This window comes from Bradyrhizobium sp. 604_D8_N2_3, from assembly GCF_051810765.1.
Lineage (GTDB): Bacteria > Pseudomonadota > Alphaproteobacteria > Rhizobiales > Xanthobacteraceae > Bradyrhizobium > Bradyrhizobium barranii.
The window spans coordinates 9,242,424-9,261,584 of the sequence record NZ_JBPWPM010000001.1; the positions used below are offsets into that span (position 1 = coordinate 9,242,424).

Genomic DNA, 19,161 nt, shown 5'->3' on the forward strand with positions numbered 1-19,161 from the left:
ATGCGTAATATTGCGTCAATGCATGGTTCCGTACATCTACGGAGCCGGAACGGCTAAATCAGCCTGAATCCACGGGAAAGTGAGATTATTCACCGCTCGAGAGCAGCGAGCCGTGCTTCTTGGCGCTCCGCAAAAGGGCAAGGAATGCCCCAAAAGATGCAACCAGCAGCACCGCATTGATGGCCAACGCACGCAACATCAGATCGATCCGGAGGGTCTGTTCGATCAGGAGCGCCCGCATTCCCTCGAACACATAGGTCGGCGGCAGCGACCAGGCCACGTATTGCAGCCATGCCGGCAGCACGCTGACGGGATAGTAGACGCAGGCGAGCGGCATGATCGCGAACATCAGGGTCCAGACGATGCTCTCGGCGCCAAGGCCGTTTCGTAAGACCAGCCCCGAGACGAAGATGCCGACCGCCCAGCTCGTGAAGATCAGATTGCAGAAGAATGCAATCAGCGGCAGACCGAGGGCGTAGACGTTGAAGTGAAACAGGAACAGCGCGAGCAGCGTCATCGGGATGACGCCGATCGCGAGCCGGATCATGCTCATGATCATCAGCGACAGCAGAAACTCGATCGGCTTCAAGGGGCTCATCATGAGGTTGCCGATGTTGCGCGCCCACATCTCCTCCAGGAACGAGATCGAGAAGCCGAGCTGGCCGCGGAACAGGATGTCCCAGAGGATGACGGCGCCGATCAGCGTGCCGCCGGCGCGCGCGAAGAAATTGGCGTTCTCGGCGATGTAGAGCTGGAGAAAGCCCCAGGTGATGACCTGGAGCGCGGGCCAATAAAGCAGCTCGAGCAGCCGCGGCCAGGACGACATCAACAGGTACCAGTAGCGCAGGATCATTGCGCCGATGCGATGGATGGAAATGCCGCGGTGAAGGGAGAGCTCGGTCATCGCGCCGCCTCCTTCGCACCGTTCACCCGCCCGCGCGCGACGTCCAGGAACACCTCCTCCAGCGTGGTGCGGTTGTAGCGCGCCATGATGGCCTCCGGCGTGTCGTCGTCCTCGATGCGGCCGCGCTTCATGATGATGACGCGGTCGCACAGACGCTCGACCTCGAGCATGTTGTGCGAAGCCAGAAGGATGGTCGCGTTGTTCTCCTTGCGATAGCGCTCCATATGCGCCCGCACCCAGTCGGCCGTATCCGGGTCGAGCGAGGCGGTAGGCTCGTCCAGCAGCAGCAGCTCGGGCTGGTTGATCAGCGCCTTCGCCAGCGCGACGCGGGTCTTCTGCCCGGCGGAGAGCTTGCCGTTGGCGCGGTCGATGAATTCGGTGAGATCAAGCTCGTCGGCCAGCCTGGCGATGCGATCGGAGACGTTCTTCACCGCATAGAGCTTGCCGAACACGGTGAGGTTCTGCCGCACCGTGAGGCGCATCGGCATGTCGACATAGGGGCTCTCGAAATTCATCCGCCCCAGCACCGCCGCGCTCTGCTCCGGCATCCGATGCCCGAGCACCTGCACGCGGCCGGAGGTCGGCAGCACCAGGCCCATGATCATCGCGATGGTCGTGGTCTTGCCGGCGCCGTTGCCGCCCAGAAGCCCGGTGATGCTGCCACGCGGCAGCGAAAAGGAGATATCGTCGACGGCGCGGGTCTGCTTGTAGACCTTGACGAGGTGATCGACCGCAATGGCCGCAGAGGAGCCGCGCTCCGCGACAGTCGGCGGACTTGAAGCTTTGTCGTTCCCGGTCATGCTAGCCGTTCTTCTGCTATTGCAGCGGATAGCGCAAGGCTTGTAATCCGGGTGGTTCCGCGAGCCCCGCGTTTGTGACCGAGAAGGCACCGCCACATTGGCCGAGATGACTGAGACTGCCGATACCGACTTCCGCCACGCACAGCGGCATATCCGCTTGGACACGATCCTGCGGCTGCGCTGGCTGGCGGTGCTCGGCCAGCTCGCGGCGATCTTCATCGTGGCGCAGGGGCTTGAGTTCAACGTCGAGATCGTCCCCTGCGTCAGCATCATCGCGCTGTCGGCGGCGCTCAACCTGGCACTCCAGACCGTGTCCAATCCGCTGCAACGGCTGGAGCCGATGCAGGCGGCCGGACTGCTGGCGCTGAACATCGTGGAGCTGGCGGGGCTCTTGTTCTTCACCGGCGGACTGCAGAACCCGTTCTCGTTCCTGTTCCTCGCGCCCGTGCTGATCTCGGCCACGGCGCTGCCGGCCCGCCTCACCTTCGGCCTCGGCCTGCTCGCGGTGGCCTGTGCCTCGGTCCTGTTCTTCTTCCATCTGCCGCTGCCCTGGGATTCCGACGATCCCCTGGTGCTGCCGCCGATTTATCTCATCGGCATCTGGCTCTCGATCGTGCTCGCGATCGGCGTCACCAGCCTCTACTCGTTCCAGGTGACGGAGGAGGCGCGCAAGCTCGCCGACGCGCTGGCTGCGACCGAGCTGGTGCTGACACGCGAGCAGCATCTGACCCAGCTCGACGGCCTGGCTGCCGCAGCCGCGCACGAGCTCGGTACGCCGCTCGCGACCATCTTCCTGATCTCGCGCGAGCTGGAAAAGACGGTGAAGGATCCAAGTTTCGCCGCCGACCTGAAAACCCTGCGCGAGCAGACCCAGCGCTGCCGCGACATCTTGAGCAAGATCACCCAGCTTTCCTCCGAAGGCGCGCCGTTCGACCGCATGAAAATGTCTGAGCTGATCGAGGAGGTGGTGGCGCCGCACCGCGATTTCGGCGTCGACATCAAGGTGCGGATCGCGGTGGCGGCCTTCGCCGAGCCGATCGGCTCGCGCAACCCCGCGATCCTCTACGGCGTCGGCAACATCGTCGAGAACGCGGTCGATTTCGCCCGCACCACCGTCGAGGTGAATGCATGGTGGAACAAGGACACGATCGAGCTCGTGATCTCCGACGACGGCCCGGGCATTCCGCCCGATATCCTTAACCGGATCGGCGAGCCCTATTTGTCGCGGCGGCGCAATCTGGATGACGGCGGCGGCGAGCAGCGTGGGCTCGGGCTTGGCGTGTTCATCGCGCGCACCTTGCTGGAACGCACCGGGGCCAAGGTCTCGTTTACCAACCGGACCTTTCCGGAACACGGTGCTGTGGTTCACATCAATTGGCCGAGAGAGCGTTTTGAGACTATCGAGACGCTCGAAGAAACAATAGGATAGGCCGCGACCTTGCGTCGCACAGCAGGGCCGATCGACTATTTGCGGCCTTGGCACCGCCTGATTGCGACGCCATATGTAGATGTGCAGAGAGAGGACAACACCTTGAACGCCATCGCCGAACTGAACGAACAGACCGACCGCTCGCTTCTCATCGTGGAGGACGACAAGCCGTTCCTGGAGCGGTTGTCGCGCGCGATGGAGACCCGTGGCTTTGCGGTGACGTCGTGTGACACCGTCTCGGATGGCCTCGCGCAGATCGGCAAGGCCGCGCCCGCATTCGCCGTGGTGGATCTGCGGCTCGGCGACGGCAATGGTCTCGACGTCGTCTCCGCGCTGAAGAAGAAGCGCCCCGAAGCCCGCGCCATCGTGCTGACCGGCTATGGCAACATCGCCACCGCCGTGACCGCCGTGAAGATGGGTGCGATCGATTATCTGTCGAAGCCCGCGGATGCCGACGACGTCGTCGCCGCCCTGCTCTCGACCAGCTCGGAGAAATCCGAGTTGCCGACGAACCCGATGTCCGCCGACCGCGTCCGCTGGGAGCACATCCAGCGCATCTACGAGATGTGTAACCGCAACGTCTCGGAGACGGCGCGGCGGCTGAATATGCACCGTCGTACGTTGCAGCGGATTCTGGCCAAGCGCGCGCCGCGGTAGCGGTCTCGTAGGGTGGGCAAAGGCGCGTAGCGCCGTGCCCACCGCTTCTACTTCAATCCTGATCGGCTTGGATGGTGGGCCCGCTTTCGCTTTGCCCACCCTACGGCGTCCGCGTTCGCCGCGCCGCTACTCCCAAAAATCCGCGTGGCCCTGCGGGTCGACCAGACGGTTGATCCGGAGCGCTGCCGCCATCGCGAAACGCACCGTCATCTGCTTGCGCGTGGCGGCCTGAAGCTTGTGCTCGGGCGCCTCGCAGTGCAGATGCGCGCCATAGGCGTCCGCAATGATCAGGCCGGTGTCTTGCGGAAAGATCTCGCACGGCAAATCCTGCGTGAAGGCGAAGAATAGCCGGTCGCAATGGGCGCGGTATTCGTGCCATTTCTGGTCGGCACGCAAATCCTCGACCGACGATTTGATCTCCACGATCCAGATCTCGCCGCGCTCGTTGAGCGCCACCAGATCGGCGCGCCGGCCCGACGGCAGCGGCAGTTCGCTGATGCAGGTAAAGCCGAGCGAGCGCAGCAGCCGCGCCGTGCCGCGCGCGATCGCAAGCGCCGTCTCGGACTGGCGGCGATCGGGCGGCGGAACGAGAGCGATGTTGCGGGCGGGGCTGTCCATGGGGGGAGCTTAGCCGATTCCGGTGGGCCCGTCATTCCGGGGCGCGACGCAGTCGCGAGCCCGGAATCCATAGCCACAGGGAGAAGTTGTCGGGTGAGCAGGTAACTCCGAGCTTTGGCCAAACTACTCCCTGTGGTTATGGGTCCCGGGCTCGCGACTACGTCGCGCCCCGGGACGACAGCGGAGTGCGGGAACCTCGCCTCCCCCACGCACTTATCACGCAGCCGCCACACCTCGGCGGAGCATCGAGGCTGCTCGCGCATGATCGACGATCTCTGGTACAAGAACGGCGTGATCTACTGCCTCTCCGTCGGCACCTATATGGATGCCAACGGCGACGGCGTCGGCGACTTCAAGGGCCTGCTGCGGCGGCTCGACTATTTGCACGGCCTCGGCATCACCACGATCTGGTTGATGCCGTTCCAGACCTCGCCGGGCCGCGACGACGGCTACGACATCGCCGACTATTACAGCGTCGATTCCCGCTACGGCACGCTCGGCGATTTCGTCGAGTTCACCCACGGCTGCAAGCAGCGCGGCATCCGCATCATCATCGACCTCGTCGTCAACCACACCTCCGACCAGCATCACTGGTTCAAGGAGGCGCGGCGCGACAGGAATTCGCTCTATCGCGACTGGTATGTGTGGTCGGACAAGAAGCCGGCCGGCGCCAACAAGGGCATGGTGTTTCCCGGCGTGCAGAAGTCGACGTGGACGCGCGACAAGGAAGCCGGCGCCTGGTTCTTCCACCGCTTCTACGATTTCCAGCCCGATCTCAACACCTCAAATCCGCATGTGCAGGCCGAAATCCTGAAGATCATGGGCTTCTGGATCCAGCTCGGCGTCTCCGGCTTCCGCATGGACGCCGTGCCGTTCGTGATCGCCACCAAGGGCGCGAAGGTGAAGAAGCCGGTCGAGCAGTACGACATGCTGCGCGCGTTCCGCGAATTCCTGCAATGGCGGCAGGGCGACGCCATCATCCTCGCCGAAGCCAACGTGCTGCCTGAGACGGACATGGAATATTTCGGCCGCGACGGCGACCGCATGCACATGATGTTCAACTTCCACGTCAACCAGCATCTGTTCTATGCGCTGGCATCCGGCGATTCGCGTCCGCTGGCGAAGGCGCTGAAGGCGACCAGGCCGCGGCCGGCCAGCGCGCAATGGGGCCTGTTCCTGCGCAATCACGACGAGCTCGATTTGGGACGCCTGACCAAGGCGCAGCGTGACATCGTGTTCAAGCGCTTCGGCCCCGACAAGGACATGCAGCTCTACGACCGCGGCATTCGCCGCCGCTTCGCGCCGATGGTCGGCGGCGACCGAAGGCGGCTCGAGCTCGCCTACAGCCTGATGTGCACGTTGCCGGGAACGCCCGTCATCCGCTACGGCGACGAGATCGCGATGGGCGACGATCTCTCGCTCCCCGAGCGCAATTGCGCGCGCACGCCGATGCAATGGTCGACCGAGCCGCATGGCGGCTTCACCAAGAACGATAAGCCGGCATGCCCGGTCATCGACACGGGCCCCTACGGCTACGAGCACGTCAATGTCGCAAAACAGCGGCGCGATCCCAATTCCATGCTGAACTGGACCGAGCGCATCGTCCGCATGCGCAAGGAGGTGCCCGAGATCGGCTGGGGCGACTTCGTGATCATTCCGACGCGCGATCCCTCCGTGTTCATCATGCGTTACGACTGGCGCAACAATTCCGTGCTGTTCGTTCACAATCTGGATGAGAAGCCGCGCGAAATCGCATTCTCGGCGGGGCTGTCCGGCGAGGCCGGCGCGCACCTGATCAACCTGCTCGCGGAAGATCACAGCCACGCCGACAAGCGCGGCCAGCATCGCGTCGTGCTGGCGCCCTATGGCTATCGCTGGTACCGCATCGGAGGGCTGGATTATTTGCTGAAGCGGAGCGACATCGACGGGAATGCCGCGGGTAACAAGCATCCGGGGTAGGTGCATCTCCGCACACGGCCGTCGTCCCCGCGAGCGGCTAGATGTATGGCAGCATCACCACCACGCCCTCATTGCCGCGCAGATCCAGCACGCCTTCCAGCCTCTCGCCCTCGCGATCCAGAAACGTCGACAGCAAGATCTCGCTGTTGAAACGGATCGCGCTGGAGGTCACGGCGATCGGGTCGGGCCCGAGATTGAGCACGACGATCACCGCCGTGCCCTCGGCCTCGCGGCGATAGACCAGCAGATCGCCTTGCGCGGCGATCGGATGGTAGTCGCCCTCGACCAGCGCCGGAGATGCCTTCCGCAAGGCAATCAGCCGCTTGTACAGACTGAGGATCGAACGCGAATCGGCTTCGAGATCGGCGACGTTCTCGCGGATATGGTCCTCCGGCAGCGGCAGCCAGGGCCTTACGCCGGAGAAGCCGCTGGCCGGCGACGCATCCCACTGCATCGGCGTACGGCAGCCGTCGCGCCCCACTCCGATGCCGGGCACATTCTTCTCGAAGGGATCGCGCACGTCCTCGGGGGAGATCGCCAGCTGATGCATGCCGATCTCGTCGCCGTAATAGAGCGTCGGCGTACCGCGCAGCGTCAGCAGCAGCATCGCGGCAACGCGCGCCTGCTCCGGCCCGACGCGGCTTGCGACGCGCGGACGATCGTGATTGCCGAGCACCCAATTTGGCCAGGCGCCCTTCGGCAGCGCCTTCTCGTAATCGTCGACGATTGTCTCGATCGATCGCGCGCTCCAGAAGGTCGAGAGCAGCGCGAAATTGAACGGCATTTGCGCGCCGGTGAGGTCGTTGCCGTAATAGGCCATCAGCCGGTGCAGCGGCAGATAGATTTCGCCGATCAGCACGCGGTCGCGATACGCGTCCGTGACGCGCCGCATCTCGGCGATGACGTCATGCACCTCCGGCTGGTCGGTGGAGTATTGCGTCAGGATCCTCTCGTTCGGCGGCCGGCCCTCGACGTAATGCGGGTTCGGCGGGTTGTCGCGGAATTCGGCATCCTTGATCAGGTGCCAGATCACATCGACGCGGAAGCCGTCGACGCCCTTCTCCAGCCAGAACCGCATCGCGTCGTAGATCGCCGCGCGGACATCCGGATTGCGCCAGTTGAGATCCGGCTGCTCGGCAAGGAAGGCGTGGTAGTAATATTGACCTGTCGTCTCGTCGAAAGCCCACGCGCTGCCGCCGAATTCGGACAGCCAGTTGTTCGGGACACCGCCATCGGCGGCCGGATCGCGCCAGACGTACCAGTCGCGTTTGGAATTGTCGCGCGAGGACCGGCTCTCGACGAACCAGGGATGCTGGCTTGATGTGTGGTTCGGCACGAGGTCGAGGATCAGCTTCAGCCCGTTGTCATGCGCCGCCGCGAGCAGCGCATCGAAATCTTCCATCGTGCCGAACAGCGGATCGATGCCGGTATAGTCGGAGATGTCGTAGCCGAAATCGGCCATCGGCGACGGAAAGATTGGCGACAGCCAGATCGCGTCGACGCCGAGCGATTTCACGTAAGGCAGCCGGCGCAGAATGCCGGCGAGATCGCCGACGCCGTCACCGTCTGTGTCCTGAAAGGAGCGCGGGTAGATCTGATAGAAGATGCCGTCGCGCCACCAATTGTCGCCGCCCTGAGCCATGCCGGAAAACCCACCCAAAAATCTGCGTCTCGCGCGAGTGAACGCGGAACGAACGCCGCGGTTCAAACCAGCAGGCGAATTGGGACGGCCGTGTGACGGCGGGTGCGGCTGTTCCCGGGCGAGGCACGAATCTTTTGCTTGGCGGCATGGCAAAAATCGGCATTGTGAGGCCCATGACCGAGCAAAACGACAACCAAGAATCCCAACAAGCCAAGGCCGGCGCGATCATCGTCCCCGTGACGCTGTTCGAGCAGAACTGCACCATCATCTGGGACGAGCCCGGCAAGAAGGCCGTTGTGATCGACCCCGGCGGGGACGTGCCGAAGATTCTGGACGCGATCAAGCAGACCGGCGTCACCGTGGAGAAGATCTGGCTGACCCACGGCCATATCGACCATGTCGGCGGCGCGGCCGAACTGCGCGATGCGCTGAAGGTGCCGATCGAGGGGCCGCATGTCGCGGATAAATTCCTGCTCGACAACGTGGTCGAGAGCGGCGCGCGCTTCGGCATGACGGAGGTGCGCAATTTCGAGCCGGACCGCTGGCTCGACGAGGGCGACAGCGTGTCGATCGGCGGCCTGCAGTTCGACATTCTGCACTGCCCGGGCCACTCGCCCGGCAGCGTGGTGTTCTTCAACAAGGACTTGCGCTTTGCCCATGTCGGCGACGTGCTCTTCGCAGGCTCGGTCGGGCGCACCGACCTGCCCGGCGGCAGTCACGCCACGCTGATCAATTCGATCAAGACCAAGCTTTTGCCGCTCGGCGACGACGTCGGCTTCATCTGCGGCCACGGCGCCGGCTCGAGCATCGGCCAGGAACGGATGACCAATCCGTTCATCACCGGCGAGATGTGAGCGCTACTCGGCGGCCTCCGCCAACGCCGCGGTGTCACTGAGGTTGCGTTCGCCCCAGTCGCGGATCGCGGCGACGACCGGCACGAAGCTCTTGCCTTTGCGCGTCAGGCGATACTCGACCTTCGGCGGCACCTCGCCAAAATCCTTGCGGTCGATCAGGCCACTTTGGGTCAGCGCCTTCAATTCGCGGCTGAGCACGCGCGGGGTGATCTCGGCGCTGCCGGCCGCGCCGCGCAGCAGGCCGCTCCTGATCTCGCCATAGCGGCGCGGGCCGTCCCTGAGGTCCCAGACGATGCGGAGCTTGTACTTGCCGCTGATCATCTTCTGAAAGGCCGTAACCGGACAGGTGCGCGCCGGGTTTGCCCTTGCCATGTCGCCTCCTCCATACGCAGCCAGCTTGCAGGAGGATAGGAGCAACGTCGAAAAAGTCCATACTATCAATTTTGTCCATACTTGCAGGATCGCCTGCAAGGCGCAGATGATGACGCACTGGACGAACAGGGAGCGTCACATGAAGCACTTCATGATCAGGTACGAATTCAGGAACGGCACGACGGAAGCCTGGCACCAGGAGATCGGCCGCTTCATCAAGGCGATCGAGGGCGATCCGGAGTTGAAGGGGCGGATCGGCTATCGGGTCCTGAAGAACCGCGACGACGCCAGCTATTTCCACCTCGCCAGCGTCACCGACGAGGCCGCGCAAAAAGCGCTGCAATCGCGCGACTTCTTCAAGGCCTATCAGGAGATGACGCGGAAGGTCGCCGGCGGCGAGGTGACGGTGGCGCCGATCGAATGGATCGATCAGACGGCGTAGCCGTCGCTTATCGAGCGACGAACTACTTCATCAAGCCCGCGGCGGTGAGTGCGCGCGTGATGATCTGGCCGAGATCGAAGCCGCGCGCCGCCGCGCGCTTCGGCTCGGCCGGCTCTTCGGCGACTGCGGCGCGGATCGAGCGGGCGAGATGCGGCGCGGGTGAAAGCGCCGGCTTCGACGTCCCGGGCCCCGCCTTCTTCCCGGCCGCGTCCGGAATCCAGCCGGTGAGGCCGAAGAACTTTGCGATGTGGTACGACGAGGAGATACCGGCCTCGATCAGGAATGCGCCTTCGATGCCGTAACGCTGATCATTGTCGGCGAGGCCGAGCGGCGTGCCGTGGGCCATGTCGGTGATGGCGTAGGACTCGACCAGCGTCTCGCCGTCCTTGTTCCACCAGGCCTGGCGCGGATAGCCATCGACAATCGTCTCCGCCATCGGCACAGCCGGCAGGTCGTGCAAATCGAGCCACTGCTTGACGATCTCGCTGGCGTTGCCGGGATTGACGGTGCGGTCAGCGCTGCCGTGCCACACCGAGATTTTCGGCCACGGCCCGTGATGGTTCGAGGCGCGCCGCACGAAATCGCCGAGCTCGCGCTCCGGCCGCTGCGGCGAATGAAACATGCCGTCGAGCGCCTCGCGCAAATTCGACGCGATGCCGTAGGGAAGTCCAGCGATGATCGCACCGGCCGCAAAAACTTCCGGATAGGTCGCGAGCATCACCGACGTCATGCCGCCGCCGGCGGAGAGACCGGTGATGAAGACGCGCCTGGGATCGATGCGGTGCGCTTCGGCCATATGCGCGATCATCTCGCGGATCGACCGCGCCTCGCCGCCGTCCCGCGCAGTGTCTTCCGGATTGAACCAGTTGAAGCAGGTGTTGCCATTGTTGACGCGTTGCTGCTCGGGCATCACCAGCGCGAAGCCGTAATGCTTCGCGAGCGTCGACCATCCCGCGCCGAGATCGTAAGTAGCGGCGGTCTGGCCGCAGCCATGCAGCACGACGACGAGCGCGCGCGGCTTCTGGAGTTGCGCCGGCACGAACGCGAACATGCGCAGGTTTCCGGGATTGTCGCCGAAGCCCGTGACCTCTTCCAACGGGCTGGACACGTCCGCGCTCCGGCCGAATTCGGCAAGGCGCAGACCATCCACCTTTGGCAGATGTCTCAAGAGAGCGAGATTTTTGGCAAGCGACACGGCAACTCCTGGCAGGCGACGTTCAACGTTCACCCAAACCAAATAGTTGCTGCGGTGCAAAATAAAAAGCCCGTGTGCTGTCTATCACCCGAAATCACGCAAAAATCCGCAGGAATACGCATGAATTAACCGCAATGCCTCAACTTCGTGCAGAGACGCGGCGCATCCACGCCAGAAATGCGGCGCAGATCGTGATTAACGCCGCAAACGCGGCGAGCGAAACGAAGAAGCCTGCGCGCGCCGATTGCAACGCTTCAACCGCGAAGAACGCCGCGCCGATTGCGGCCACTCCGGCCGCATTTCCGATCTGCGCCGTCGTGCCGTACATGCCGGACGCCGAGCCTGCCGCGACAGGCTTCACCGTCGAGAGCACCGCACCGGATAGCGGCGCCATCACCAGCCCCTGCCCGTAGCCGAAGATGATCATGACGAGTGCGAGCAGGATCGGCGCCGGCGCATCGATATAGCCCGTGACCAGCGCGAGTGCGGCGAGGCCCGCGATCTGCAGCATGCAGCCCTCGATCAACACCTTGGTCCCGCGATGGCGCGCTCGCGCGCCGCTGTGACGCGACGCGACCACGAAAGCCAGTGCGAGCGGAATGAAGGCCATGCCGGCTGCGAGCGGCGGGATCTTCAGGCCGCGCTGCATGAACAGCGTCATCACCAGATAGAACGAGAGGTTGGCGACGAAGAAAAAGAACGCCGCGCCGAGCCCGCGCAGGAAGGCTGCATCGGACAGCAGCGTCAGATCGATCAGCGGCATGCCGCCGGCGCGCGCCACCGCATGCTCGAGCTTCAGGAACGCGACAAGGATCGCGCCGCCGCTTGCCATCACGGCCCATAGCCACGGCGCCCAGCCGACATCGTGACCGAACAGCAGCGGTCCGATCAGGCACAACAGCCCCGCGAACAGCACCATGCTTCCGTTGATGTCGAGCCGCGTGCCGGCCCGGCGCGGCACTGACGGCATGATGCGCCAGGCGGCGGCCGCAATGACGAGGCCGCAGGGCACGTTGACGAAGAACACCGAGCGCCAGCCGGTACCGGCAAGGTCGACCGTGACCAGGAGACCACCGAGCAGGAAGCCCGCGGCGCCCGCAAGCCCGAGCACGATGCCGTAGATGGCGAATGCGCGGCTGCGCTGTTCGTCGGTGAAGAGCAGATGCAGTGTCGCCAGCACCTGCGGCACCATCAGCGCTGCAGTCGCGCCCTGCGCCAGCCGTGCGATGATCAGCTCCGCGCCCGATTGCGCCAACCCGCACCACAGCGAGGTCACCGTGAAACCGAGCACGCCGGCCAGGAAGACATTCTTCGTGCCGTGGATGTCGCCGAGGCGGCCGCCGGTGACGACCAGCGTGGCGTAGGCGATCAGATAGATCGCGATGACGGATTCGATCTGCGCCGGCGTCGCATGCAGGTCCACCGCGATAGTGGGAATGGCGACGTTCACGATGAACGCGTCGACGCCGAACATGAATTGAGCAGCGACGACGATCGCCAGCACGCCCCAGCGGCGCGACGAATCGACTTGTTTTGTGACGGTTTGATGCATTTTCGCGCGAGCCTTCGGCGATTTATTTGCGCGCAAAACTCGCAGATCGGCGTCATTGGCGCGATTACCTCCGAGGTAGGACTTGCCGCTTTGGCCCGATTGCTGCATGGCAATTCCCGCTGGTTTTGCGGGCTCGGAAGTTTTCCGGATGTACGACTACGACATGGTGGTGATCGGCTCGGGCCCGTCGGGGCGCCGGGCCGCGGTGCAATGTGCCAAGCTCGGCAAGGCCGTGCTGGTGGTGGAGAAGGGCCGGCGGGTCGGCGGCGTCTCGGTCCATACCGGCACGATTCCTTCAAAGACCCTGCGCGAGACCGTGCTCAATCTGTCCGGCTGGCGCGAGCGCGGCTTTTACGGCCGCTCCTACAAGGTGAAGCAGGACATCGCGGCGAGCGACCTGATGATCCGTCTTCAGAAGACGCTCGACCATGAGGTCGAGGTACTCGAACATCAGTTCAGCCGCAACCTGGTGCGCACCGCCAATGGCGAGGCACGGCTGGTCTCACCGCACGAGGTCGAGATCACGAGCTCAATTGGCGAGGTAAAAGTGGTGTCGGCCGCCTTCATCCTGATCGCCTGCGGCACGCGCCCGTTCCGCCCCGACTACGTGCCGTTCGACGGCACCACCGTGCTCGACAGCGACGAGATCATCGAGCTGCCAAAGCTGCCGCGCAGCCTGGCTGTGATCGGCGCCGGCGTGATCGGCGTCGAATACGCCACCATCTTCAGCGCGCTCGACGTGCCCGTGACCCTGATCGAACCGCGGCCCACCTTCCTCGATTTCATCGACAAGGAATTGATCGACGAGTTCGTGCACGAGCTGCGCGACCGCAACGTCGCGCTGCGGCTCGGCGCCAAGGTCAACTCGATCGAGAAGACTGCGCAGGGTGGCATCGTCACGCATTTGTCGGACGGGCGGCACGTCACCACGGAAATGCTGCTGTTCGCGGCCGGGCGCGTCGGCGCCACCGATCGGCTCAACTTAGAGGCGGCCGGCATCGTCGTCGACCATCGCGGCCGCATCTCGGTCGATCCCGTGACCTTGCAAACCAGCGTGCCGCATATCTACGCCGCCGGTGACGTGATCGGCTTTCCGAGCCTTGCTTCCACCTCGATGGAGCAGGGACGCGTCGCCGCCTGCCACGCGCTCGGCATGGAGCCGCTCGCGCCGCCGGAGTTCTTCCCCTACGGCATCTATTCGGTGCCGGAGATATCGACGACGGGACTCACCGAAGAAGAGGTGCGCACGCGCGGCATTCCCTACGAGGTCGGCATCGCACGCTTCCGCGAGACCTCCCGCGGCCACATCATGGGGCTGAACAGCGGCATGATGAAGATGATCTTCTCGACCAAGACGCGCCGGCTGCTCGGCGTGCACATCCTCGGCGAAGGCGCCACCGAGCTGATCCATATCGGCCAGGCCGTGCTCAACCTCAAAGGCACCATCGACTATTTCATCCAGAACACGTTCAACTATCCGACGCTGGCGGAGGCGTACAAGATCGCCGGGCTGGATGCGTGGAACAGGATGACGCGGTAGCCGCAAGCTCATCGAACAGTCTCTTCGCAGCCATCCTTCGAGACGCCCGCCTTCGGCGGTCTCCTCAGGATGAGGTCTCGTTTCGCGGCGCAGCCTCAGACCCTCATGGTGAGGAGCCCGCGAAGCGGGCGTCTCGAACCATGCAGGCCAGGCAGGTCGTTGCAGCGTCTCAACGCATGCCTGCATTCCGCCGCGCGGGACACCGCGCGATTGCCTTCGCTATCGCCAGCACGTAGCCTCATCGCCTCAACAAACAGAAAATTCAGCCGGAGAGAACGCCATGGCGCGCCTGAAGTTCGGAGCCTTCCTTGCCCCGCATCACCCGATCGGGGAGCATCCGATGCTCCAGTTCCGGCGCGATCTCGACCTGGTCGAGCAGCTCGACGCGCTCGGTTATGACGAGTTCTGGTGCGGCGAGCATCATTCCTCCGGCTGGGAGATGATCGCCTCGCCCGAGATGTTTCTGGCCGCAGCCGGCGAGCGCACCAAGCGGATCAAGCTCGGCACCGGCGTGGTGTCGCTGCCCTATCATCATCCCTTCAACGTCGCCCAGCGCATGGTGCAGCTCGACCACATGACCGGCGGCCGCGCCATCTTCGGCTCCGGCCCCGGCGCGCTGGCGTCGGACGCGCACACGCTCGGCATCGACCCGATGACGCAGCGCGACCGCCAGGACGAGGCCATCGGCGTGATCCGCCGCCTGTTCAACGGCGAACGCGTCACCGCGAAGAGCGACTGGTTCACCATGAACGACGCCGCACTCCAGATCCTGCCCTTGCAGGAGGAGATGCCGTTCGTGGTGGCCTCGCAGATCTCGCCGTCGGGCATGACGCTCGCCGGCAAATACGGCATCGGCATCATCTCGCTGGGCTCGATGACGACGCAAGGGTTGATGTCCCTGCAACAGCAATGGCAGTTCGCCGAGGACGCCGCCAAGAAGCACGGCACCAAGGTGGATCGGGCGAACTGGCGCGTGCTGCTGACCTGGCACCTCGCCGAGACCCGCGAGCAGGCCCGCCGCGAAGCCGGCGCCGGCCTGATGCGCTGGCACAACGAATATAATGTCGGCACGCTGCAGCGGCCGGGCCTGACCGCGTTCGCCTCGCCCGACGAGGCCGTGGACAAGACCGCTTTCGTCGACGGTGCGGCCTCCGTGATCGGCACGCCCGACGACCTCGTCAAGATGATCAAGAACGTGATGCAGGTGTCGGGCGGCGTCGGCGCCGTGATCGGCTTCGTGCACGATTGGGCCAATCCCGAAAATACCCGCCGAAGCTGGGACCTGGTGGCGCGCTACGTCGTGCCGGAGATCAACGGCTATATCGACGGATTGCGGAAGTCGCAAAAGTTCGTGATTGAGAACCGCGCGATCTTCGAACGCGCCGGGCAGGCCGTGATGGCGAAGATCATGGAGAACGAAAAGGCTGCAGAGGCCTTGAAGGTGACCGGCGCCGGCCGCGTCGCCATTCCCGCCGTCAACGCCCCGGATTTGCAGAAGGAAGCGGCGAAGCGGTAGGCCCGTCGGAACTACGCTTGTAACGACGTTCACAAGAAAGACATACCGGCCTGTGCTATGCTGACCCCGGTCAGCTGGCGCGGGTCGTAGTCATCTGTGTTCGCGCGCCTGTTCGGTCGGTCAACCGGAGCAATCGTCATGTCGATGCAGAATGTCGCCCCTGCGCTTCCGTTCACCGCACCCAGGCGCAACGAGCTGACGCACATCCCTGGCGACGAGGGCTGGCCGATCATCGGCAAGACCTTTCAGGTGCTCGCCGACCCCAAGGGACATATCGAGGCGAACGGCGCCAAATACGGCCCGGTCTACCGCACCCATATTTTCGGCGAGACCAATGTCGTGCTGCTCGGGCCCGAGGCCAACGAGCTCGTGCTGTTCGACCAGCAAAAGCTGTTCTCGTCGACACATGGCTGGAACAAGGTGCTGGGCCTGTTGTTTCCGCGCGGCCTGATGCTGCTCGATTTCGACGAGCACCGTCTGCATCGCAAGGCGCTGTCGGTCGCGTTCAAGTCGGGGCCGATGAAGTCGTATCTGAGCGATCTCGACTACGGCATCGCCGCGCGCGTCGCGCAGTGGAAGGCGAAGCCCGGCGAGATGAAGCTCTATCCGGCGATGAAGCAGCTCACGCTCGACCTCGCGGCGGCGTCGTTCCTCGGCGCGGATATCGGGCCGGAGGTCGACGAGATCAACCGCGCGTTCGTCGACATGGTCGCGGCCGCGGTCGCCCCGATCCGCCGGCCGCTGCCGGGCACGCAGATGGCGGCTGGCGTGAAGGGACGCAAACGCATCGTCGCCTATTTCCGCGAGCAGATCCCGCTGCGACGCGGCAATCACGGCGGCGACGATCTGTTCTCGCAGCTCTGCCGCGCCACCCACGAGGATGGCGCCCTGCTCTCCGAGCAGGACATCATCGACCATATGAGCTTCCTGATGATGGCGGCGCACGACACGCTGACCTCGTCGCTGACCTCCTTCATCGGCGAGCTCGCCGCCAATCCGGACTGGCAGGATAGATTGCGCGCGGAGGTTCTTGCGCTGGGGCTCGCACCGGGTTCGCCGAGCAGCTTCGACGACCTCGAAAAAATGCCGCTGTCGGAGATGGCGTTCAAGGAGGCCCTGCGGATCAAGCCGCCGGTGCCGTCGATGCCGCGCCGTGCGATGCGCGATTTCACCTTCAAGGGTTTTACGATTCCGGCCGGTACCGCCGTCGGCGTCAATCCGCTCTACACCCACCACATGAAGGACATCTGGCCGGAGCCGGATCGCTTCGATCCCTTGCGCTTCACCGAGGAAGCCCAGCGCAACCGGCATCGCTTCGCCTGGGTGCCGTTCGGCGGCGGCGCGCATATGTGCCTCGGCCTGCACTTCGCCTACATGCAGGCGAAGTGTTTTGCCCGGCACTTTTTGCAGAACCTCGAAGTGTCGCTGGAGCCGGGCTACAAGCCGGACTGGCAGATGTGGCCGATCCCGAAGCCGCGGGATGGCTTGCGGGTGCGGGTGAAGACGGTTTAGGCACCGTTTTCGTAGGGTGGGCAAAGGCGCGTAGCGCCGTGCCCACCATTCCTCGCGAAGAAAGAATTGGTGGGCGCGCTTCGCTTTGCCCACCCTACGGCACCGTCACCTGCCGCTACTACGCCTCCTGATCGAACGCCTTGCGCATGGCGACGTAACCCTGCTGCTGCTGGCTCCAGTTGCGGCCGCCGGTGACGGCGCCGTCGACGACGAGATCGTGTCCGTTGACGAAGCTGGATTCGTCGCTCGCCAGAAACACCGCGGCCTGCGCGATGTCATCGGGGAGGCCCGCGCGCGGGATCGGCTGTGCGGTCTTGAAGACTTCGCGCATCACGGCAGGCGTCGCCTCCGCCGCATCGGTCGCGAGCCCCAGCGCCTTGCCGAAAATGCCGGTCGCGATCGCACCGGGCGAGATCGAGTTGACGCGCACGTTGGACTCGCCGAGCTCCATCGCCACGCATTTGGTGAGATGGATCACCGCCGCCTTGGCCGCGCCATAGACGACCGACGAGGAAAAGCCGGCAAGACGGCCTGCGATGCTGCCATTGTTGATGATGCTGCCAGAACCCTGCTTCTTCATGACGGGCGCGGCATGCTTCATGCCGAGCATGACGCTGCGCACCAGGGTCGCCATCGCCGCGTCGAACCGCTCGACATCGAGGCCTTCGATGCCCCCGGTCTGCGCCGGGCCGCCGGCATTGTTGAACAGGCAGTCGATCCGGCCGAACTTCTCGACCGCGAGCGCGATCAGCGCCTGCATCCGCGCTTCGACCGTCACGTCGGTCTGGCGAAAGATGCAATTGACCCCGAGCTGCTTCGCCAGCGCCTCGCCTTCCGGTATGCGCCGCCCCGCGATCACAATTTTGGCACCTTCGGCAACGAAGACTTCCGCGGTACGCAGGCCGATCCCGCTCGTCGCGCCCGTAATCACCGCAACCTTGCCATCCAACCTACCCATGGAATGTTCCTGTTTTCGAATGATTTGATGTCAAATGGCGGACGCCGATCGATCTCGGCGCCGCGACAGTCACTATTCCTGCCGGTCTGCGACAAGGCAAGCTTTGCTTGTGCATGCGACATGCGTAACATTCCCGCTCCTTTCTCGATTTACGCGCGCATAGCGCAACCGGGCCGGGCATGGAGAAGCTGATCGACGAATTCCGCAAGGGCTGGCAGGGCGTGGCAGCGCCATCCCTCGCTCTGAGCCTCGGCTTCGCGGTCGCCTGCCTGCTGGTTGCGACGGTGGCGCGCTGGGGTCTCGCGCATGTGCGGCCCGACGTCTACTTCACCCCGTACTTTCCGGCCGTGTTCTTTGCCGCCGCGTTCGGCGGCTTGCGGATCGGCATCATCACCGCGCTGATCGGCGGCGTGCTCGGCGTCGTCGTCAATTTCAGCGACGCTCTTGCCGATCGCTCCAGGTTCACCTTGCTGACCCTTTATTGGGGCGTCTCCGCACTCACGATCTGGGGCGTCGAGCACTATCGCGGGATGCTGGCGGAACAGCGCCGGATTTCCAAACGGCTGATCGAGGAAGAAGAATACCGCAAGCTGCTGGTCGACGAGCTGCAGCATCGGCTGAAGAACAAGCTGTCGACCGCGCACGCCGTGCTGCACCAGGTGCTGCACGACCAGCCGCAGGTCTGGGCCCGGATCGATCCGCGGCTACGGTCGCTGGCTGCAACCGACGATCTGATCTCGCGGATCGACAAGGGCGGCTGCGATATCCGCGATCTCCTGATCGCAGAGCTCGGACCTTACGGCCATGTCCGCTTCACGCTCAACGGCGACCGGCTGTTCCTGCCGCCGAAGCTCGCGGTCACGCTGTCGCTGATGTTTCACGAGCTCGCCACCAACGCGGGCAAATATGGTGCGTTCTCCGCGCCGCGCGGATTATTGCAGGTGTCGTGGACCGTCAGCGGCGACCGTCTGACCGTCACCTGGGACGAAACCGAGGGCCCGAGCATCGACAAGGTCTCCGAGCCCGGCTTCGGCACCAAGCTGCTGAAGTCAGCGCTGTCGGCTTTCGACGGCAAGTCCGAGGTCTCGTATCTCAAGACCGGCCTGCATTGCATCATGCAATGCCGCATCCCGCAGAACGGTTAGACGCGGCACGAGCGCAAGAGACGCGCGCCCCGCTCGCAGTTTCGTTGCGCGCGTTGACGCTCCGTT

General features: G+C 64.3%; 17 protein-coding genes. 9 read left to right on the forward strand and 8 right to left on the reverse strand.

Annotated elements, in window-relative coordinates; all coding sequences use genetic code 11:
• Window positions 1-85 precede the first annotated feature (85 nt).
• Window positions 86-904 (reverse strand): ABC transporter permease, encoded by an 819-nt coding sequence (locus tag AB7245_RS44335; protein ID WP_063980053.1) that lies wholly within the window; start codon window positions 902-904, stop codon window positions 86-88.
• Complete coding sequence (locus tag AB7245_RS44340) at window positions 901-1,704, reverse strand: ABC transporter ATP-binding protein (protein ID WP_085404067.1); 804 nt, start codon at window positions 1,702-1,704, stop codon at window positions 901-903. The genes AB7245_RS44335 and AB7245_RS44340 overlap by 4 nt, the downstream gene beginning before the upstream one ends.
• 106 nt (window positions 1,705-1,810) lie before the next feature.
• Between AB7245_RS44340 and AB7245_RS44345 the strand changes: the two genes are divergently transcribed.
• Together AB7245_RS44345 and AB7245_RS44350 are read left to right on the forward strand one after the other, a co-directional pair.
• Entirely contained in the window at window positions 1,811-3,133 is a 1,323-nt protein-coding gene (locus AB7245_RS44345; RefSeq protein WP_085404068.1) for an ActS/PrrB/RegB family redox-sensitive histidine kinase, read from the forward strand.
• A gap of 102 nt (window positions 3,134-3,235) precedes the next feature.
• Window positions 3,236-3,790, forward strand: coding sequence for an ActR/PrrA/RegA family redox response regulator transcription factor (locus AB7245_RS44350; protein ID WP_014491094.1), 555 nt, complete (start codon window positions 3,236-3,238; stop codon window positions 3,788-3,790).
• A gap of 126 nt (window positions 3,791-3,916) precedes the next feature.
• Here the strand turns inward: AB7245_RS44350 and AB7245_RS44355 are convergent, their stop codons facing one another.
• Complete coding sequence (locus tag AB7245_RS44355; RefSeq protein ID WP_085404069.1) at window positions 3,917-4,408, reverse strand: MmcB family DNA repair protein; 492 nt, start codon at window positions 4,406-4,408, stop codon at window positions 3,917-3,919.
• A gap of 261 nt (window positions 4,409-4,669) precedes the next feature.
• Between AB7245_RS44355 and AB7245_RS44360 the strand changes: the two genes are divergently transcribed.
• Window positions 4,670-6,367: an alpha-amylase family protein gene (locus tag AB7245_RS44360; RefSeq protein WP_085404070.1), complete on the forward strand. Its 1,698-nt coding sequence runs from the start codon at window positions 4,670-4,672 to the stop codon at window positions 6,365-6,367.
• A 37-nt stretch (window positions 6,368-6,404) separates the two neighbouring features.
• Here AB7245_RS44360 and AB7245_RS44365 read toward each other — a convergent pair whose 3' ends face one another.
• Complete coding sequence (locus AB7245_RS44365; protein WP_085404071.1) at window positions 6,405-8,009, reverse strand: alpha-amylase family glycosyl hydrolase; 1,605 nt, start codon at window positions 8,007-8,009, stop codon at window positions 6,405-6,407.
• A gap of 173 nt (window positions 8,010-8,182) precedes the next feature.
• On the opposite strand from AB7245_RS44365, the gene AB7245_RS44370 reads away from it, so the two are divergent.
• Window positions 8,183-8,863: an MBL fold metallo-hydrolase gene (locus AB7245_RS44370; protein ID WP_085404072.1), complete on the forward strand. Its 681-nt coding sequence runs from the start codon at window positions 8,183-8,185 to the stop codon at window positions 8,861-8,863.
• A 3-nt stretch (window positions 8,864-8,866) separates the two neighbouring features.
• Here the strand turns inward: AB7245_RS44370 and AB7245_RS44375 are convergent, their stop codons facing one another.
• A complete protein-coding gene (locus AB7245_RS44375; protein ID WP_085404073.1) occupies window positions 8,867-9,235 on the reverse strand; it encodes a winged helix-turn-helix transcriptional regulator in 369 nt (122 codons plus the stop codon).
• Window positions 9,236-9,374: 139 nt separating this feature from the next.
• Here AB7245_RS44375 and AB7245_RS44380 point away from each other — a divergent pair, with 139 nt between their 5' ends.
• Window positions 9,375-9,677, forward strand: coding sequence for a hypothetical protein (locus AB7245_RS44380; RefSeq protein WP_223153830.1), 303 nt, complete (start codon window positions 9,375-9,377; stop codon window positions 9,675-9,677).
• A gap of 22 nt (window positions 9,678-9,699) precedes the next feature.
• On the opposite strand, the gene AB7245_RS44385 is transcribed toward AB7245_RS44380, so the two are convergent.
• A complete protein-coding gene (locus AB7245_RS44385) occupies window positions 9,700-10,872 on the reverse strand; it encodes an extracellular catalytic domain type 1 short-chain-length polyhydroxyalkanoate depolymerase (RefSeq protein WP_085404095.1) in 1,173 nt (390 codons plus the stop codon).
• A 139-nt stretch (window positions 10,873-11,011) separates the two neighbouring features.
• Window positions 11,012-12,424: an MFS transporter gene (locus tag AB7245_RS44390; protein ID WP_085404096.1), complete on the reverse strand. Its 1,413-nt coding sequence runs from the start codon at window positions 12,422-12,424 to the stop codon at window positions 11,012-11,014.
• 148 nt (window positions 12,425-12,572) lie between these two features.
• Between AB7245_RS44390 and sthA the strand changes: the two genes are divergently transcribed.
• From sthA to AB7245_RS44405, 3 genes are all read left to right on the forward strand, one after another.
• A complete protein-coding gene (sthA, locus tag AB7245_RS44395) occupies window positions 12,573-13,964 on the forward strand; it encodes a Si-specific NAD(P)(+) transhydrogenase (protein ID WP_071908996.1) in 1,392 nt (463 codons plus the stop codon).
• Window positions 13,965-14,244: 280 nt separating this feature from the next.
• The gene (locus tag AB7245_RS44400; RefSeq protein ID WP_014491084.1) at window positions 14,245-15,480 is read left to right on the forward strand and encodes an LLM class flavin-dependent oxidoreductase; all 1,236 of its coding nucleotides are present in this window, start codon (window positions 14,245-14,247) and stop codon (window positions 15,478-15,480) included.
• A 138-nt stretch (window positions 15,481-15,618) separates the two neighbouring features.
• The gene (locus AB7245_RS44405) at window positions 15,619-16,992 is read left to right on the forward strand and encodes a cytochrome P450 (protein WP_063980062.1); all 1,374 of its coding nucleotides are present in this window, start codon (window positions 15,619-15,621) and stop codon (window positions 16,990-16,992) included.
• A 118-nt stretch (window positions 16,993-17,110) separates the two neighbouring features.
• Here the strand turns inward: AB7245_RS44405 and AB7245_RS44410 are convergent, their stop codons facing one another.
• A complete protein-coding gene (locus tag AB7245_RS44410; protein ID WP_063980063.1) occupies window positions 17,111-17,950 on the reverse strand; it encodes an SDR family NAD(P)-dependent oxidoreductase in 840 nt (279 codons plus the stop codon).
• 179 nt (window positions 17,951-18,129) lie between these two features.
• On the opposite strand from AB7245_RS44410, the gene AB7245_RS44415 reads away from it, so the two are divergent.
• Window positions 18,130-19,095 (forward strand): sensor histidine kinase, encoded by a 966-nt coding sequence (locus tag AB7245_RS44415; RefSeq protein ID WP_063980064.1) that lies wholly within the window; start codon window positions 18,130-18,132, stop codon window positions 19,093-19,095.
• Window positions 19,096-19,161 lie beyond the last annotated feature (66 nt).

Excerpts from the sequence above, each read along its gene's own strand:
- AB7245_RS44360 (WP_085404070.1), top strand. The coding sequence starts at position 4,670 with ATGATCGACGATCTCTGGTACAAGAACGGCGTGATCTACTGCCTCTCC.
- AB7245_RS44415 (WP_063980064.1), top strand. The coding sequence starts at position 18,130 with ATGGAGAAGCTGATCGACGAATTCCGCAAGGGCTGGCAGGGCGTGGCA.
- AB7245_RS44380 (WP_223153830.1), top strand. The coding sequence starts at position 9,375 with ATGAAGCACTTCATGATCAGGTACGAATTCAGGAACGGCACGACGGAA.
- AB7245_RS44355 (WP_085404069.1), bottom strand. The coding sequence starts at position 4,408 with ATGGACAGCCCCGCCCGCAACATCGCTCTCGTTCCGCCGCCCGATCGC.
- AB7245_RS44365 (WP_085404071.1), bottom strand. The coding sequence starts at position 8,009 with ATGGCTCAGGGCGGCGACAATTGGTGGCGCGACGGCATCTTCTATCAG.
- AB7245_RS44335 (WP_063980053.1), bottom strand. The coding sequence starts at position 904 with ATGACCGAGCTCTCCCTTCACCGCGGCATTTCCATCCATCGCATCGGC.
- AB7245_RS44400 (WP_014491084.1), top strand. The coding sequence starts at position 14,245 with ATGGCGCGCCTGAAGTTCGGAGCCTTCCTTGCCCCGCATCACCCGATC.
- AB7245_RS44340 (WP_085404067.1), bottom strand. The coding sequence starts at position 1,704 with ATGACCGGGAACGACAAAGCTTCAAGTCCGCCGACTGTCGCGGAGCGC.
- AB7245_RS44370 (WP_085404072.1), top strand. The coding sequence starts at position 8,183 with ATGACCGAGCAAAACGACAACCAAGAATCCCAACAAGCCAAGGCCGGC.
- AB7245_RS44390 (WP_085404096.1), bottom strand. The coding sequence starts at position 12,424 with ATGCATCAAACCGTCACAAAACAAGTCGATTCGTCGCGCCGCTGGGGC.
- sthA (WP_071908996.1), top strand. The coding sequence starts at position 12,573 with ATGTACGACTACGACATGGTGGTGATCGGCTCGGGCCCGTCGGGGCGC.
- AB7245_RS44410 (WP_063980063.1), bottom strand. The coding sequence starts at position 17,950 with ATGGGTAGGTTGGATGGCAAGGTTGCGGTGATTACGGGCGCGACGAGC.
- AB7245_RS44345 (WP_085404068.1), top strand. The coding sequence starts at position 1,811 with ATGACTGAGACTGCCGATACCGACTTCCGCCACGCACAGCGGCATATC.
- AB7245_RS44405 (WP_063980062.1), top strand. The coding sequence starts at position 15,619 with ATGTCGATGCAGAATGTCGCCCCTGCGCTTCCGTTCACCGCACCCAGG.
- AB7245_RS44375 (WP_085404073.1), bottom strand. The coding sequence starts at position 9,235 with ATGGCAAGGGCAAACCCGGCGCGCACCTGTCCGGTTACGGCCTTTCAG.